The sequence below is a fragment of the Nocardiopsis sp. NRRL B-16309 genome, assembly GCF_001279585.1.
Lineage (GTDB): Bacteria > Actinomycetota > Actinomycetes > Streptosporangiales > Streptosporangiaceae > Nocardiopsis.
Genome location: NZ_LGEC01000058.1, coordinates 18312 through 33025 on the forward strand (window position 1 = coordinate 18312; position 14714 = coordinate 33025).

Annotated in this window: 14 protein-coding genes; 3 read left to right on the forward strand and 11 right to left on the reverse strand. The window is 75.9% G+C overall.

Features of this window, described 5'->3' with window-relative positions; genetic code table 11:
* The first annotated feature begins 34 nt into the window (after nt 1-34).
* Nucleotides 35-886, forward strand: coding sequence for a SigB/SigF/SigG family RNA polymerase sigma factor (locus ADL05_RS06790; RefSeq protein WP_053616007.1), 852 nt, complete (start codon nt 35-37; stop codon nt 884-886).
* Nucleotides 887-1033: 147 nt separating this feature from the next.
* Here ADL05_RS06790 and ADL05_RS06795 read toward each other — a convergent pair whose 3' ends face one another.
* The 11 genes from ADL05_RS06795 to ADL05_RS06845 are packed head-to-tail and all read right to left on the reverse strand — an operon-like array spanning nt 1034 to nt 13000.
* The gene (locus tag ADL05_RS06795) at nt 1034-1927 is read right to left on the reverse strand and encodes a glycosyltransferase family 2 protein (protein ID WP_053616008.1); all 894 of its coding nucleotides are present in this window, start codon (nt 1925-1927) and stop codon (nt 1034-1036) included.
* Nucleotides 1924-2790 carry a glycosyltransferase family 2 protein gene (locus ADL05_RS06800; RefSeq protein ID WP_053616009.1) on the reverse strand — a complete coding sequence of 289 codons (867 nt, stop codon included), beginning with the start codon at nt 2788-2790 and terminating at the stop codon, nt 1924-1926. Before ADL05_RS06800 ends, ADL05_RS06795 begins: the two co-directional genes overlap by 4 nt.
* Nucleotides 2787-3800: a UDP-glucuronic acid decarboxylase family protein gene (locus ADL05_RS06805; RefSeq protein WP_053616010.1), complete on the reverse strand. Its 1014-nt coding sequence runs from the start codon at nt 3798-3800 to the stop codon at nt 2787-2789. The genes ADL05_RS06800 and ADL05_RS06805 overlap by 4 nt, the downstream gene beginning before the upstream one ends.
* 30 nt (nt 3801-3830) lie before the next feature.
* Entirely contained in the window at nt 3831-4517 is a 687-nt protein-coding gene (locus tag ADL05_RS06810) for an SDR family oxidoreductase (RefSeq protein WP_053616011.1), read from the reverse strand.
* Nucleotides 4518-4546: 29 nt separating this feature from the next.
* The gene (locus ADL05_RS06815; RefSeq protein ID WP_053616012.1) at nt 4547-5956 is read right to left on the reverse strand and encodes a PfkB family carbohydrate kinase; all 1410 of its coding nucleotides are present in this window, start codon (nt 5954-5956) and stop codon (nt 4547-4549) included.
* Nucleotides 5953-6543, reverse strand: coding sequence for an SIS domain-containing protein (locus ADL05_RS06820; protein ID WP_053616013.1), 591 nt, complete (start codon nt 6541-6543; stop codon nt 5953-5955). The genes ADL05_RS06815 and ADL05_RS06820 overlap by 4 nt, the downstream gene beginning before the upstream one ends.
* Entirely contained in the window at nt 6543-7796 is a 1254-nt protein-coding gene (locus tag ADL05_RS06825; RefSeq protein WP_053616014.1) for a glycosyltransferase, read from the reverse strand. Before ADL05_RS06825 ends, ADL05_RS06820 begins: the two co-directional genes overlap by 1 nt.
* Nucleotides 7793-8827 carry a glycosyltransferase gene (locus tag ADL05_RS06830; RefSeq protein WP_053616015.1) on the reverse strand — a complete coding sequence of 345 codons (1035 nt, stop codon included), beginning with the start codon at nt 8825-8827 and terminating at the stop codon, nt 7793-7795. The genes ADL05_RS06825 and ADL05_RS06830 overlap by 4 nt, the downstream gene beginning before the upstream one ends.
* Nucleotides 8824-9816, reverse strand: a complete 993-nt coding sequence (locus ADL05_RS06835; RefSeq protein ID WP_053616181.1) for a glycosyltransferase family 9 protein — start codon at nt 9814-9816, stop codon at nt 8824-8826. Before ADL05_RS06835 ends, ADL05_RS06830 begins: the two co-directional genes overlap by 4 nt.
* A 41-nt stretch (nt 9817-9857) precedes the next feature.
* Nucleotides 9858-11354 carry an HAD-IIIA family hydrolase gene (locus ADL05_RS06840; protein WP_053616016.1) on the reverse strand — a complete coding sequence of 499 codons (1497 nt, stop codon included), beginning with the start codon at nt 11352-11354 and terminating at the stop codon, nt 9858-9860.
* Nucleotides 11351-13000 carry a carbamoyltransferase C-terminal domain-containing protein gene (locus ADL05_RS06845; RefSeq protein ID WP_053616017.1) on the reverse strand — a complete coding sequence of 550 codons (1650 nt, stop codon included), beginning with the start codon at nt 12998-13000 and terminating at the stop codon, nt 11351-11353. Before ADL05_RS06845 ends, ADL05_RS06840 begins: the two co-directional genes overlap by 4 nt.
* A 199-nt stretch (nt 13001-13199) precedes the next feature.
* Between ADL05_RS06845 and ADL05_RS06850 the strand changes: the two genes are divergently transcribed.
* A complete protein-coding gene (locus tag ADL05_RS06850; protein WP_053616018.1) occupies nt 13200-13619 on the forward strand; it encodes a CBS domain-containing protein in 420 nt (139 codons plus the stop codon).
* A 16-nt stretch (nt 13620-13635) separates the two neighbouring features.
* Nucleotides 13636-14685: a glycosyltransferase family 9 protein gene (locus ADL05_RS06855; RefSeq protein WP_231640639.1), complete on the forward strand. Its 1050-nt coding sequence runs from the start codon at nt 13636-13638 to the stop codon at nt 14683-14685.
* The last annotated feature ends 29 nt before the right edge of the window (nt 14686-14714 follow it).

Here is a 14714-nt window from a genome sequence, read left to right on the forward strand (position 1 = left end):
CAGCAACGGCACCGCACGGACGGAGGAGATTGCCTTGAGCTCGGTCACCAGCGAAGGAAGGTCGACGAGGAAGGCCGGCCACCGCCGACCGCACAGCCACGACCCGATCGAGGGCGAGGCCGCCGCGAACGCGGCCCTGGCCGAGATCGGGGCACTGCCCGAGGACGACGCCCGTGCCGCGGAACTGCGGGAGTACGTCGTCATGGTCTACGCGCCCTTCGTCCGACGGGTCGCGCTCAAGTACCGCGGACACGGCGAACCCTACGAGGACGTACGCCAGACCGCCATGGTCGGACTGCTCAAGGCCGTCCACGGCTTCGACCCGGACCGCGGCAGCCCGTTCGTCTCCTATCTGCTGCCCACGGTCCTGGGCGAGATCAAGCGCCACTTCCGCGACCACACCTGGGCGATGCGCGTGCCGCGCCAGCACCAGGAGAACCGCGCACGGCTCCGGACGGCCATCGGGGCGTTCGAGCAGGAGCACGCCCGCGAGCCGACGACCCGGGAGATCGGTGAGCTGCTCGGCATGTGCGAGGGCGAGGCCGCCGAACTCCTCCAGGCCGACCAGGCCTACCGCGCCCTGTCACTGGACGTGCCCCACAGCTGGAGCGGGGACGGTTCGGAGGGCACCAGCCCCGAGGACCGCCTCGGATGCGAGGACCGGGGGCTGGCGCTGGTCGAGGAGCGCGAGTCGCTGCGGCCCGCCCTGGCCCGGCTGCCCGAGCGCGAGCGGCGGCTGCTCACCCTGAGGTTCTTCGGTGACAAGTCGCAGTCGGAGATCGCCGCGGAACTCGGCTACTCCCAGATGCACGTCTCCCGCCTCCTGGCGGCCGTCCTGCAGCAGTTGCGCGAGGACGTGGGCGCGTGCGGGCCGAAGGCGGTGTGAGGCCCCGCCGGGTGCACCCCCGCGGGGTGGGAGCCCGTCGGCCTGGCCGGGTGCGGCCCGCCGTGCCCGCGAACTCGGAATCCGGGTGGAGCCCGCCGAGACCGCGAGCCCGGTGCAGGCCCGCCGGGGCGGAGCGGAGTGCGCCGCTCAGCCCACGTAGCGCCGTGCCCGCGACCTCCGGCGCGGCTCCTCCAGGGCCCGCAGCCCGCGCTCGACCTCCACGGGGACCGGGCGCCGGTCCTCCAGCACCCACGGCAGGCCCGCCGCGGCCTCGGCCAGCGCCGCCACGGTGGCGGTGTCCAGGGGGGCCGCGCGCAGGGTCGCCCAGGTGTGCCGGCACGCTCCGGGCAGGGGGCGGCGCAGCCAGGCCGTCCACAGGGTGTTGCGGATCCCGAGGCGACGGCGGCGGCGGGCGTCGCGCACCTCGGAGGCCGCGTGGTGAACCGTCATCGCGCCGTCCCAGCACATCCACCACCCCGCGGCCGCCAGGTCGAGTGCCAGGAGTTCCTCCTCCCCGCCCAGCCACAGGCGCGGGGAGAACCCGCCGACGTCCTGGAAGGCGCGCACGCGCAGCACACTGGCTCCCGCGAGGATGCCGAGGAGGGCGGGCCCGGGCAGCCAGGAGGGGCCGCGCACCGGTGAGTGCCGCAGCTCCGGGGTGATGGGGTCCTCCTCCCCGCCGGGCTCGACGAGGATGCGGGCGGTCACCGCGCCCAGGCCGGGATGGGCGTCGAAGTGGTCGGCCGCGCGGTCGAGCGCGCCCGGCTCCCACCACGTGTCGTCGTCGCAGAAGGCGACGTAGGGCGTGTCCAGGGCTGCCACGCCTACGTTGCGGCCGACCGCCCCCAGGTTGGCCCGCGCCCGGATGAGCCCCATACCGGGATGGGCGCGGGCGACCGCCTCGGCGGTCCCGTCCCCGGAGGCGTTGTCCACGACGACGACCGGCGGCGACTCCGGAAGGTCCGCGAGCCGGTCCAGGGTCCGCAGGAGTTCGTCGCACCGGTTCCGGGTGATGACCACCACGCCGGTGCGCGCGCTCACCGCGACTCCAGCAGTGCCAGGTCCCGCTCCACGCGGGTGGGCAGCGGGCGGCGCCCGGCCACGGCCCTGGGCATGAGCCGCAGGGCGCCGGTCAGGGCCGCCCGGCTGTCGGGATCGCTGAGGGAGCGGCGCGCCGCCTCGGCCGTGCGGGACAGGGCGACCCCCGGCCGGCGGCGCAGCCAGGCGGCCAGGAGGGCGTTGCGCGCCTCCATCCGCCGCCGCCAGGTGCTCGGCGGGCGCAGCGAGGAGGGGTGGTGGTGGGCGCGCACGCCCGGAAGGTGGCACAGCCCCCATCCCAGGGCGGCCAGGTCCTGAGCGAGCAGGGCCTCCTCACCGCCGAAGAACAGCAGCGGATCGAACCCGCCCGCCTGGACGAAGGCGCTCCGGCGCACCACGGCCGCGCAGGCCAGGAAGCCCAGGACGCGCGGCCCCGGCAGGTCGTCGTCCGCGGGCAGCGGGCTGTGGGCGAGGTCGGCGTTGACCGGGTCGGGGCGTTGCGCCGCCCCGACCAGGACCGACGCGGCGACCAGGCCCAGCCGGGGGTGGGCGTCGAAGGCGTCGGCGGCGGCCTCCAGAGCCCCCTCCTCCCACCAGGAGTCGTCGTCGGAGAACGCGACGTAGGGGGTGCGCGCCCGCGCGACGCCGGTGTTGCGGGCGGCGCACCCGAGGTTGTGGTCGTGCTCCACCAGGACGACGTCGGGGAACTCGGCCCGGACGGCCTCGCCCGTGCCGTCGGTGGAGCCGTTGTCCACGACCACCACCGGCGGCGGGGGCGACAGGCGCCCCAGGTGGGCGAGGGTCCGCCGCAGTTCGTCGCGCCGGTCGCGGGTCGCGACGACCACCGTCACGCGGCTCTCGGTCACGTCCGCTCCCCCTCGGCCCCCACCGCGGCGGCCGACACCTCCGCAGCCCCGTCACCCGAGCACGCGCGCTCCTCCACGAAGTACTCGACGGTCCGCCGGATCCCCTCCTTCAGCCGGATCTCCGGGCGCCAGCCGAGGAGGCTCGTCGCCAGGCTCAGGTCGGGCCTGCGGTGGACGGGGTCGTCCGGGGGTCGCGCCACGAAGTCGATCTGCGAGCGCGACCCGGTGAAGTTGCGCACGTACTCGGCCAGGCCCAGCACCGTGAGCTCCTCGTCGCTGCCGATGTTGACGGGTCCGACGGCGTCGCTGTCGGCCAGGGCCAGCAGCCCGCGCACGGTGTCGTCGACGTAGCAGACCGAGCGGGTCTGGTGCCCGCTCCCCGCCACCGTCAGGGGCTCACCGGCCAGCGCCTGGTTGATGAACGTCGGGATCACGCGCCCGTCGTCCGGGCGCAGCCGCGGCCCGTAGCAGTTGAAGATGCGGGCGATGCCCACGTCGGCGCCCCGGGCGCGGCGGTGCGCCATCGTCAGGGACTCCGCGTAGCGCTTGGACTCGTCGTAGACGCTGCGCAACCCCACGGGATTGACGTTGCCCCAGTAGCTCTCGCGCTGCGGGTACTCCAAGGGGTCGCCGTACACCTCGCTCGTCGAGGCCAGGACCAGCCGCGCGCCGCTGCGTTCGGCCAGGGCCAGGGCGTGCCGGGTGCCGAGGCTGCCCGCCTCCAGTGTCTCCACGGGAAGGCGGAGGTAGTCCGCGGGCGAGGCCGCCGAGGCCAGGTGGAAGACCACGTCCAATCGTTCGGAAACGTCCAGCGGCTCGACGAGGTCGGCCTCCGTGAGCGTGAACCCGGGGTCGTCGAGCAGATGGCGCACGTTCTCCCGTCTGCCGGTGGAGAAGTTGTCCACGCACAGCACGCGGGCGCCCTCCTCCAGCAGCCGTTCGCACAGGTGCGAACCGATGAATCCCGCGCCGCCCGTGACCAGGGCGGTCCTCGTGTACCGGTCACTCATCCTCACTCGCCTCCTACGGCGTTCGTTCGGTCAGGGCCAGGAGGTCTCCTGGGACGGGCACACGACCAGCTCGCGCACCTCGCACCCGGCCGGCTGGGCCAGGGCGAAGACGACGGTCCTCGCCACGTCCTCGGGCGCGTTGAGCTTGGCGTCGGGGCCCGGCTTGTACTGTTCGGGGCGGTCGTCGAAGAAGTGGGTGCTCATGCCGCCGGGGACCAGCAGCGTCACCTGGACCTGCCCGGCGAGTTCGGCGGCCAGGGCCCGGGTGAAGCCGACGACCCCGAACTTGGAAGCGCAGTAGGCGGTCGCGTCGCTCAGCGCCCGCAGTCCGAGGGTGGACGCGCAGTTGACGATCGTTCCGTGGCTCTCCCTCAGGTACGGAAGGGCCGCCCGGGTCATGGCCGCGGTGCCGAGCAGGTTCACCCGCACGACCCGTTCCCAGTCGTCGGCGGACACGTCCGTGAGGGTGCCGCAGGCGTCGGTTCCGGCCGCGTTGACCAGGGCGTCGATCCGCTTGTGCTTGACGCCGACGCGCTGCACCGCCTGTTCGACCTGTGTCCGGTCGGCGAGGTCGGCCTGCTCGAAGGGCAGGTCGTTGCCGGGGTGCTGGCGGTCGATGACGATCGGGTACCCGCCCTCGGCGGCCACGGCCTCGGCCGTGGCGGCCCCCAGGCCGGAGGATCCGCCGGTGATCAGGGTGTTTCCGAGTGGGCGCATGCTCTCTTCTCCCGTCATGGTGGTCGTGGTCAGCTCGCGGCCAGGCCGCCGGAGTCACGGGCCCGGACGCGGGTCAGCAGTGCGGTCGTGGAACGCCCGGGCACCAGGGGCAGGGTGACCACCCGGCCGCCGTGTGCTCGGACCACAGGAGTCTCCGGCAGCCGCTCCACGTCGTAGTCGCCGCCCTTGACCCACACGTCGGGCCGCAGTCCGCCCAGCGCGGCGACCGGTGTGGGCTCCGTGAACACCCGCACCTCGTCCACGCAGGCGAGTTCGGACAGCACGCGCGCGCGGTCGCGCTCACCGACGATCGGCCGGTCCGGCCCTTTGAGCGCGCGGACCGAGGAGTCGCTGTTGAGCAGGACCACGAGGCGGTCGCCGAGCGCGCGGGCCCTCCTCAGCAGGTCGACGTGTCCGGCGTGCAGGACGTCGAAGCAGCCGCCGGTCGCCACCACGCGCCGGCCGCCGCGTCCCGCGCGCGGGACGGCGCCGAACGCGGTGGGCGTGAACGAGGTCACCGGCGGGTCCGGGGCCTCCGGCGACCGGGCGGAGCGGGCCGCCGCTCCCCCCTGGGCCACGAAGGCCGACGCCGCCCGCACGCCCTCGCGCACGGCCGTCACGGTGTCGGCGCCCTCGGAGAGCGCCACCGCACAGGCGGCGGCGAAGCCGTCCCCCGCGCCGCAGACGTCGGCCGGCCGGTCCACGCGCTCGCCGGAGACCAGGACCGTCCCGTCGCGGCCGTCGGACCAGGCGGCCCCGTGCTCGCCGAGCGTGACGGCCACGGAGTCGGCGCTCCACGCGCGGGCGAGTTCGGCGGCCCGGCACGGGGCGGCGGTCCCGTCCTGTGCCGCGATCCCGGCCTCGGCCGCGTTCGGCGTGGTCAGGCGGGTGCCCGGTACGGGGCCCAGGCCGCGCGGGTGCGGGTCCCACACGACCGGGACCCGTGCCGCGGCGTCCCGCAGCGCCGTGCGCACGGGCCGCTGCCGGGTCAGGATGTGGCCGTAGTCCGACACCAGCACGGCCGAGGCGCCGCGCAGCGCGTCGGCCACGGCCGACGCGGCCGCCGCCGTGTGCTCCTCCGTGCAGCCGCACGGGGTGTCCAGGCGGGCGATCGTGCGCCCGTCGGCCTGGATCCGGGTCTTGGTCGGTGTGCGCCGCATCAGGGGCAGGCCCACCAGGGTGATGTCCGGTCCCAGGGCCTCGGCCAGGGCCGTGGCCGCGTCGTCGCGGCCCAGGCCGGTCACCAGGAGGACCTCCCGGTCGGTGGCCCCGTGTGCGCACAGGGCGGCCAGCGCCGCACCACCCGGCCGGTGCCAGGAGACCGCCTCCTCCACGACGGGCGCCGGGGCGTCGGGGCAGTTCCGGTGCGAGGTACCGCGCAGGTCGACGTCGAGCAGGGCGTCCCCGACCACGACCACGGGTCCCCGTGCCGCGCTCACGGCCCGGTCCTCTGGCGCGGGGCGGTGGCGGTCGCGCCGCGCGCGCCGAGCTCCTCGTCGACCGCGGCGCAGAACACGTGCACCAGCGCGAGGTGCACCTCCTGCACGGTCGAGACGCTCGGTGCCGGCACCGCGACGGTCCCGTCGCTCAGGGCCTCCAGGGCGCTGGGCCCCTGGCCCGTCATCGCCCAGCAGGTGACGCCGAGTTCGTGCGCGGCCTTGGCGGCGGCGACCACGTTCTCGCTCGACCCGCTGGTGGACAGGCACACGAGCAGGTCGCCGGGGCGCCCGTGGGCGCGCAGCTGGCGGGCGTAGACCTGCCGGTAGCCGTAGTCGTTGGCGATGGCGGTGAGGCTGGAGGTGTCGGCGTGCAGCGCGACGGCCGACAGCGGGAGCCGTTCGGTCTCGAAGCGCCCGGTCAGTTCCGCCGTCAGGTGCTGCGCCTCGGCCGCGCTGCCCCCGTTGCCGCAGGCGAAGAGCCGGTGACCCGATGACAGGGCACGGGCCGCGCGGCGCCCCCACGCCTCGACCAGGGCTGTGTCCGTCTCGTCCAGGGCGGCGTGCAACCGCCTCAGGTGCGTGTGCATCAGACCTCCCCTCCGCGGGTTCCGACGGGTTCGCCGTGCGCGGCCCGGGCGCGCGGCACCGGGTGGCGCGTCTCGGCGACCACGTTGAGATAGCACTGCTCGGTGCGCCGGGCGACCTCCGCCCAGGAGTACCGTTCGCGGACCCGGGCGGCCGCGGCGGCGCCGAACGCCCGCCGCGTGGCACCGTCGGCGAGCAGTTCCCCCACGGACCGCGCCAGGCGGTCGGGGGAACGGGGCGGCACGAGCAGCCCCGTGGTGCGGTGCAGGACCGTGTCCACGTGACCGCCCACGCGTGAGGCGACCACCGGCACGCCGCAGGCCATCGACTCCACCGTGGACATGCCGAAGGGCTCGTACCAGGGGACGTTGACCGCGACGTCGGTCGACCGCACCAGGCCGGGCACGTCCGGCCGGGCCACGCAGCCCAGGAAGCGCACACGGTCCGCCACGCCCGAACCGTCGGCCACCGACCGGAGCCGGATGATCTCCGGGTCCGAGTCCAGATCACGCGGGTCCGGCCCCCCGGCGACCACCAGCTCGGCGTCGGGCAGCTTCGCCAGCGCCCGGATCACCGTGTCGACGCCCTTGCGCCGAACGATCCGGCCCAGGCTGAGCAGGCGCGGACGGTCGTCCCTCGGCAGGCTCGGGCCGTCGGGCCGGAACCGCCCGGTGTCGACCCCGCACGGCACCACGTCCACGCGCTCGAACGGGATCCCCCAGGAGGCGAGCTCGCGCCGCTCCTCCGTGGAGGTGGCCACGACCCTCGCGCACCCGGCGGCCACCGCACGCTCGACCCGCACGCGTTCGGCGGGGCTGGTGTCGGCCACGCCCTGGAAGCGCTGCTTGACGGTTCCGAGCGCGTGGAAGGTCTGCAGGACCGGCAGCTCCAGCGGGGCCGCCGCGTTCAGCGACGCCAGACCGCTCATCCAGAAGTGCGCGTGCACGACGTCGGGCCGGCCGGACGCCCAGGCCGCACGGAGCCGGCGCCCGAACTCCGGCATGTGGCGCGGCAGGTCGTCCTTGGGTATGGGCGCGGCCGGACCGGCGGGGACGTGGACCACGCGCACGCCGGGGCACATCGAGACGGCGTCGGGCCGGTCGGGGTCGGTGCGGCGCGTGTACACGTCGACCTCGTGTCCGAGGGCGGCGAGCGCCGACGACAGTTCCGCGACGTGGACGTTCTGTCCGCCCGCGTCCTCACCCGTGATGGCCGCCAGCGGACTGGCGTGCTCGGACACCATGGCGATCCTCATGACGTCACCTCCTGTAGCACCCGCTCCCACTCGTCGAGGAACCTCCCGACCCCGTACCTGCGCAGTGCCGCCCGCCTGGCGGCGGCGCCGGTACGCAGGGCCAGGCCGGGGTCGTCCAGGTAGGCCCTGAGCGCCTCGGCCAGGACCCGGGTATCGGTCGAGACCACCCCCGCCTGCGGCGGCACGGCCTCGTAGGCCTCCGTGGCGCCGAGCGCCGCGACGGGCAGGCCCAGCATCATCGCCTCGATGAGCGACAGCCCCAGCGAGGTCCACCGCAGGGGGTGGACGTAGGCGCGGCGGCGGGCCAGCAGCCGGTGCATGGCGGCCTGCGGCGGGTCCTCGTGGGCGCGCAGGCGGGACGGGTCGAGCCCGAGGTGGTCCGGCACCCGTCGGACCGCCATGCCGAAGAGGTCGAGGGGCACGTGCTCCGCGAGTTCCGGTAGGAGGTCGGTGCCCGTGACCCGCCACCGGCGCAGGGGTTCGTTCAGGACGGCGCCCACGCGCGGGACCTCACCGCTGTAGAGGTGGCCCGGATCGGGGACCCCGTGTTCGATGACCCGCGTCGGCGCACGGCCGCAGTCCCAGAAGAGAGCGTTGAAGTGGGTGACGTGGACGACGGGAATGTCGTCGCGATCGGCCAGCGGATGGCGGGTGCCGGGGACCTCGCCCCGGGGCGTGTTGTGCTCCACGTACACCGCGGGCACGTCGCGCCCCAGCGCGCGGCCCAGGACGCCCGCCGCCAGCTCCAGTTCGCGGGGGCGCTGCAGCACCACCAGGTCCGGCCGGCTCTGCCCCAGCCGCTCCACCGGGACCTCCACGGCGTTCGGCGGCCAGTCCCAGGTGCGGGCGCGCCCGCGCCCGTCCGGTCCCCGCTCCTCGTCGACCGGCAGGACGCAGGTGTGGCCGGACTGGACGAAGGCCGTGGTCCAGGAGCCGTGGACGTGCCAGATCAGGATGCGCAGGACCCGTTCGGGCGTCCGTACGCCCCCGGTACCGATGGCGCTGTCTGCGGGTCGTGCCTCGACGGTCATCGCTCCTCCTCGTCCAGCAGCGCGTCGACGGCTGCCAGGACGTCGTCGGTCGTGACGGAAGTCAGGCAGGGGTGGCCGGGCACGGGGCAGACCCGGGCGCGCGAGCCCGCGCAGGGGGCCTCCTGGTCGCCCAGTACGCGAACGCGTACGCCCTGGGGCGCCCAGGCGGAGGCGGGCACGACGGGTGAGAAGAGGGAGACGACGGGCGTGCCGACGGCGGCGGCAAGGTGGGCGGGTCCGGTGTTGCCCGAGACGAGGACCCGGGCCCGGTCGAGGACGTCGGCCAGTTCGGCCGTGGAGGTCCGTCCGGCGACGCTGGTGCCGGTGCCGGCCGCCACCGCCTTGGCCCGGGCCTCCTCGTGCGCGGCGCCGGTCACGACCACGCGGTCGCCGCGCGCGGTCAGGGCCGCGACGGTGTCCGTGGCCAGGAGTTCGGGGATCTCGCGGGCGGGGGCGTCGGCGCCGACGTGGACGGCGACGTAGCCGTCCGGGCCGGTCAGGTGGCGGGTGTCCGGCAGGGGCCGCCGCACGGCGGGGAGGCCGCGGTCGCCGGGCGGCCGCGGGTAGCCGGCCGCGGCGGCCAGGGAGAGCGCGCGCTCGTGCTCGGGGACCGCGGTGGCCACGCGGTGGCGCAGGTCGAGCAGGCTGCCGGGGTAGTCGTCGCTCACCGCCCCGATCCACGGCACCCCGGCCATGCGCAGGAGCAGGGCGAGCGGCAGCGGCGACTGGTGGAAGGACGTGAGGACGACGGCCCGGTCGGCCCCGACGCCGGCCAGGACACGGACCAGGCGGTCGACGTCGCCGCGCTCCACGGGCGGGGGCGCGGGGTCGATCCACGGGGCGCACCAGGTCACGACCCGGTCGACGCCCGGCAGCAGCGCGGCGGCGTCGGCACCGCGCGGGCCCGCCAGGAGCACCACGCGTTCGGCGCCGTGGGCGACGGCACGGACGGCGGGTCCGGCCAGGAGCACGTCCCCCATGCTGTCCATCCGCGCCACGAGCACGGTCCCACCGTTCGGAGTGGAGGCGGTCACGGCGCAGACCCCCTCACCAGGCGGAGGACGGCCGAGGCCGGGTCCGGTTCCGTCTCCGGGCTCGCCCGCCGCTCCTCCTCCCGGGTGAGGCGGGTGGGCACGAGCACGCCCCGGGCCCCGGCGGCGCGGGCGGCCGCCATGTCGGAGCCGATGTCGCCGACGACGGCGCACTCGGCGGCCGCCACGCCCAGTTCCGCGGCGGCGGACTCGACCATGCCGGGGCGCGGCTTGCGGCACGCGCAGCCGTCCTGCTCGCCGTGCGGGCACACGCGCCAGACGTCGAAGGGCCCCAGGAGTTCGTCGACGCGCCGGTTGACCGCGTCGACCTGGTCCGGGGCCAGCAGACCGCGGGCGATCCCCGACTGGTTGCTGACCACGCCCACCGCGAGCCCGGCCCGGCGTGCCAGGGCGACCGCGTCCGCGGCTCCGGGGGTCGGCCGGACCTTGTCGGGGTCGCCGTTGTAGGGCACGTCCTCGATCAGGGTGCCGTCCCGGTCGAACAGGACCGCGCGGACACCGGGCGCGCGCCGCGCCCCGGCGTGGCGGAGCGCACCGGCAATCCGGTGGCCGCAGGCCAGTGGCGGGATGAGCACGCTGGTCACCACCATGTCGACGACCTCGGCCGGATCGGCCGGTCCGGCGGTGGCGCGGCGCAGGGCGAAGCCCGCCGTGCGGGCCAGCCACCCGGCGCCCAGGACCCCGGCTGGCAGGGGCCTGCGCGCGAGCACCGCCGCGGCGGCCCCCGCCAGGAGGCCGGTGGTGAGGACGTGGCCGCGCAGCCCGCCGGGCTCCTCCCCGACCCGGACCCGCCAGCCGCGGCCGTGCACGGCGTCCATGAGCGTGTCGTCGGCGTTGCCGCGCTGCGCCGCCAGGCTGCCCCAGCGGCGCCCGGGACGCAGCGGGTGCTCGCATTCGCGCTCGCCGAGCCGCAGGGAGAAGCCGGCGTCCAGGACGCGCAGGGCCAGGTCGGTGTCCTCGCGGTAGGCACGGGGGAAGCGGGTGTCGAAACCGCCGACGGCCTCCAGGGCGCCGCGGCGGTAGGCCATGTCGGCCGTGATCCACGGCGCGCCCTCCAACCCGAGGGTGGCGCGCTCCCCGTCGGTGGGCCGCCGGCCCTCCGGCCGGGGGACGGTGATCCGGCCCTGGACGCCGCCGGTGGCCTCGTCCGCGGCCGCCAGGTCCGAGCACAGTCGCTCCGGCCAGTCCGCGGGCGGGTGGACGTCGTCGTCCAGGAAGGCGATCCACTCGGCCCGGCAGGAGTGCCATCCCGCCTGGCGGGCGGCGGCGGGACCGTGCCCGCCGCCGCGCAGGACCCGCACGCGGGGATGGCCGCCGATCCGCGGGAGCGCGTTCGCGGGCCCCGGCCGGTCGTCGACGACCACGATCTCGGCGGGCGCCCAGGCCCGCGGGGCCTCCAGCAGCGGTGCCAGGGCCCGGTGCAGGCTGTCCCGCCCCACTGTGGGGACCACGACCGCGTACTCCGGGCGGCTCATCGAACCGCCTCCCCGCCGCGACGGCGCACGAGGAACGGGCCGAGCGCGAGGACGTCCACCGGCGCGGAGCCGAAGCACTCCAGCGCGTCGCGCGGCGAGTCGACCATGGGGCGCCCGGCCGTGTTCAGGCTGGTGTTGACCAGCACGGGCAGGCCGCTCAGCTCCTCGAAGCGGTCGAGCACGCGCGCGGTGAGCGGGTCGTCCCCGGGGTCGACGGTCTGCACGCGCGCCGTGGAGTCCACGTGCACCACGGCGGGGACCCGGTCCCGCCAGTCCGGGTCGACACTGTGCACGAAGAGCATGTAGGGGCTGGGAAGCGGGCCCCCGGAGAAGATCTCCGGTGCCCGGTCGGCGGCGACCATCGGCGCCACCGGACGGAAGCGCTCGCGCCCCTTGACCGCGTTGAGCCGGTCCAGGTTCTCGGCGCGCGAGGGGTTGGCCAGCAGCGACCGGTGTCCCAGCGCGCGCGGTCCGTACTCCGAACGGCCCTGGAACCAGGCCACGAGGGCGTCCTCGTGCAGGGCGCGGGCGACGGCCTCGGCCACGTCGTCGGGGCGTTCGGCCTCGACGTCGGCCTCCTCCAGCAGCCGCGCCAACTCGTCCTCGTCCCAGGAGCGGCCAAGGTCGGCGCCGGGCATCGGCTCGATCACGTCCCCCGCGATCGAGGCGGCGTGCAGCGCTCCGCCCAGGGCGGTGCCGGCGTCGCCCGCGGCGGGCTGCACCCACACGTCCTCGAAGGGGCCGTCCCGGGCGATGCGGCTGTTGGCCACGCAGTTGAGCGCCACCCCGCCCGCCATCGCCAGGCGCCGGTACCCCGTCCGCCCGTGCAGCCACGCCATGATGTCCAGGAGGGTCTCCTCCAGCAGGGCCTGCACGCTCGCGGCCAGGTCGGCGTGCTCGGCCCCGGGTTCCTCGCCGGGGCGGCACCGCGGGACCAGCGCCTCCCAGTCCACCCCGGAGGCCCGGACCAGCCCGTCGCCCTCGTAGCCGATCCAGCGGCGCAGGTCCTCGACCATGGTCGGCTTGCCGTAGGAGGCGAGCGCCATGACCTTGTACTCGTCGCTGGAGCGGCGAAAGCCCAGGTGCGCGGTGAGTTCCTCGTAGGTCAGGCCCAGGGACTCGGGCAGCGGCTGGCGCGCGAGCACCTCCAGGCGGCCGTCGGTGTAGGCGCCCGCCAGGTGGGAGGCCGCCTCGCCCCGGCCGTCGGCCACGAACACCGCGAGGTCGCGGCCCGGATCCGGGGCGGCGAGCCCCGCCGAGGCCGCGTGCGCGACGTGGTGCGGGACGTAGGCGACCTTGGCCGGGTCCAGCCCGGGCAGGGCCGAGGCCAGGAAGGACGGGGCGCGCTCGACGAAGAGCAGGCGCAGGATCTCCCAGTCGCCCTCCTGCCCGGGGCCGTGCGGATCGGCCAGGGCGGGGTCGTAGGAGTAGGTGACCGCGTCCAGGTCCTCCGGGCGCAGTCCCGCCTGGTCCAGGCACCAGCGCATGGACTCGACGGGCAGCTCCCAGGCGGAGAAGGCCACGGGTTCCTTGCCGTGCTTGCGGCGGGAGAACCTCTCCTCCTCGGCCGCGGCCACGGTCCTGCCGTCGACGACGATCGCGGCGGCCGGATCGTGGAAGACGGCGTTCACCCCCAGGACTCTCATGGGCCGGCTCCTCCCGTCGCTGCGTTGACTCTGCGCTGCACCCACTCGACTACCAGGAGAAGCGACTCTCAAACATCGGCTGACCTGTGCCGACGGCACGGGAACCCGCGAACGCGCCGCCGCACGCGGCGATGTTTGGGCGGGTCCGATCCGGCTAGGGGACGGGTGAGGAACCGAGGACTTCTCCGGGAGGCGGACCATGCTGAGGAACATCTCGGACGTGATGACCAGCCCGCCGATCACCGTCGAGCCGAGCGCCTCGCTGCGCGAGGCGGCGGAGATCATGCGCGGCTCCGACGTGGGCGACGTGATCGTGACCGAGGGCGACACGCTGGTGGGCGTCCTGACCGACCGGGACATCGTGCTGCGGTGCGTGGCCGAGGGCATCGACCCGGACACGGCGACGGCCCGGTCGGTCTGCAGCTCCAACGTGGCTACCGTCCCCGCCCAGAGCAGCCTGCGGGACGCCGTGGACGTCATGCGCAGCGACGCCCTGCGCCGACTGCCCGTCGTGGAGGGCGAGCGGGTCGTCGGTGTCGTGACGATGGGCGACCTGGCGATGGCGGTCGACTCCGACTCCGCCCTGGCCGATGTCAGCGCGGCACCGCCCAACCACTGAGGCCAGGCACGACGCGGTGCCCGCCTCCGCCCCCGGGGCTGGAGAGGACGCGGGCACCGCCGTCGTGGCGTTGCGGGCCCTGGGACTGGGCGACTTCGTCACCGCCGTGCCCGCCCTGCGAGCCCTGGAACGCGCCTTCCCCGACCGGCCGCGGATCCTGGCCGGACCGGCCTGGTACCGGGACCTGGTGGACCTGGCCGGGCTGGACTGGGAGATCCGGCCCACCGAGCCGCTGCGGACACCGCCCTGGGCCGGGGAGCGTCCGCCCGACATCGCGGTGAACCTGCACGGCCGCGGACCCCAGAGCACCGCCGCGCTCGCGGCGCTCGCGCCCCGCCACCTGTGGGCGCACGCCGGCCCCGGGGCGATCGGCCCGCCGTGGCCGGGCCGGGTCCACGACACCGAGATCTGGTGCGGCCTGCTGCGCGCCCACGGTGTCCGGGCCGACCCGGACGACCTGTGGTGGCCGCCGCCACCCGACCCGTCCCCGAACGGCACTGCGCCGCCGCACCCGGACGACATTCCGTCGCCACGCCCGGACGGCACCGGGGAGTCGACGCCCCACGCCGGGGCCGGGACCGCCGTCGTCCACCCGGGCGCCTCGGCCGCGTCGCGCCGGTGGCCCGCCGAGCGGTTCGCGGCGGTCGTGCGCCACCTCTCCGCCACCGGACTGCGGGTGGTCCTCACCGGCTCGCCCGACGAGCGCCCCCTGGCCGAACACGTGGCCCGCTCGGCCGCGCCCGCCCCGGTCCGCGTCCTGGCGGGCCGGACCGGCGTGCGCGACCTGGCGTGCCTGGTCGCGGAGGCGGGACTGGTCGTGTGCGGCGACACCGGGGTGGCGCACCTGGCCACGGCCTACCGCACACCGTCCGTGCGCCTGTTCGGGCCCGTTCCCCCCGCGTTGTGGGGCCCTCGGGTGGACGGGCGGATCCACTCCTGCCTGTGGAACGGCACCGAGAGCGACCCGCACGCCCCGGTGATCGATCCCGGCCTGGAGGCGATCACCACCGCCGACGTCCTCGCGGCGTGCGCCGACGTGCTGTCTCGGGCGGACGCGCGCACCTGACGCCGTCGCACGCCGTCCGCACCCGTGAC

Bases quoted from the DNA above. Each gene is read 5' to 3' on its own strand.
- ADL05_RS06820 (WP_053616013.1), bottom strand. From the start codon at position 6,543: ATGCACACGCACCTGAGGCGGTTGCACGCCGCCCTGGACGAGACGGAC.
- ADL05_RS06805 (WP_053616010.1), bottom strand. From the start codon at position 3,800: ATGAGTGACCGGTACACGAGGACCGCCCTGGTCACGGGCGGCGCGGGA.
- ADL05_RS06840 (WP_053616016.1), bottom strand. From the start codon at position 11,354: ATGAGCCGCCCGGAGTACGCGGTCGTGGTCCCCACAGTGGGGCGGGAC.
- ADL05_RS06810 (WP_053616011.1), bottom strand. From the start codon at position 4,517: ATGCGCCCACTCGGAAACACCCTGATCACCGGCGGATCCTCCGGCCTG.
- ADL05_RS06825 (WP_053616014.1), bottom strand. From the start codon at position 7,796: ATGAGGATCGCCATGGTGTCCGAGCACGCCAGTCCGCTGGCGGCCATC.
- ADL05_RS06830 (WP_053616015.1), bottom strand. From the start codon at position 8,827: ATGACCGTCGAGGCACGACCCGCAGACAGCGCCATCGGTACCGGGGGC.
- ADL05_RS06845 (WP_053616017.1), bottom strand. From the start codon at position 13,000: ATGAGAGTCCTGGGGGTGAACGCCGTCTTCCACGATCCGGCCGCCGCG.
- ADL05_RS06835 (WP_053616181.1), bottom strand. From the start codon at position 9,816: ATGGACAGCATGGGGGACGTGCTCCTGGCCGGACCCGCCGTCCGTGCC.
- ADL05_RS06850 (WP_053616018.1), top strand. From the start codon at position 13,200: ATGCTGAGGAACATCTCGGACGTGATGACCAGCCCGCCGATCACCGTC.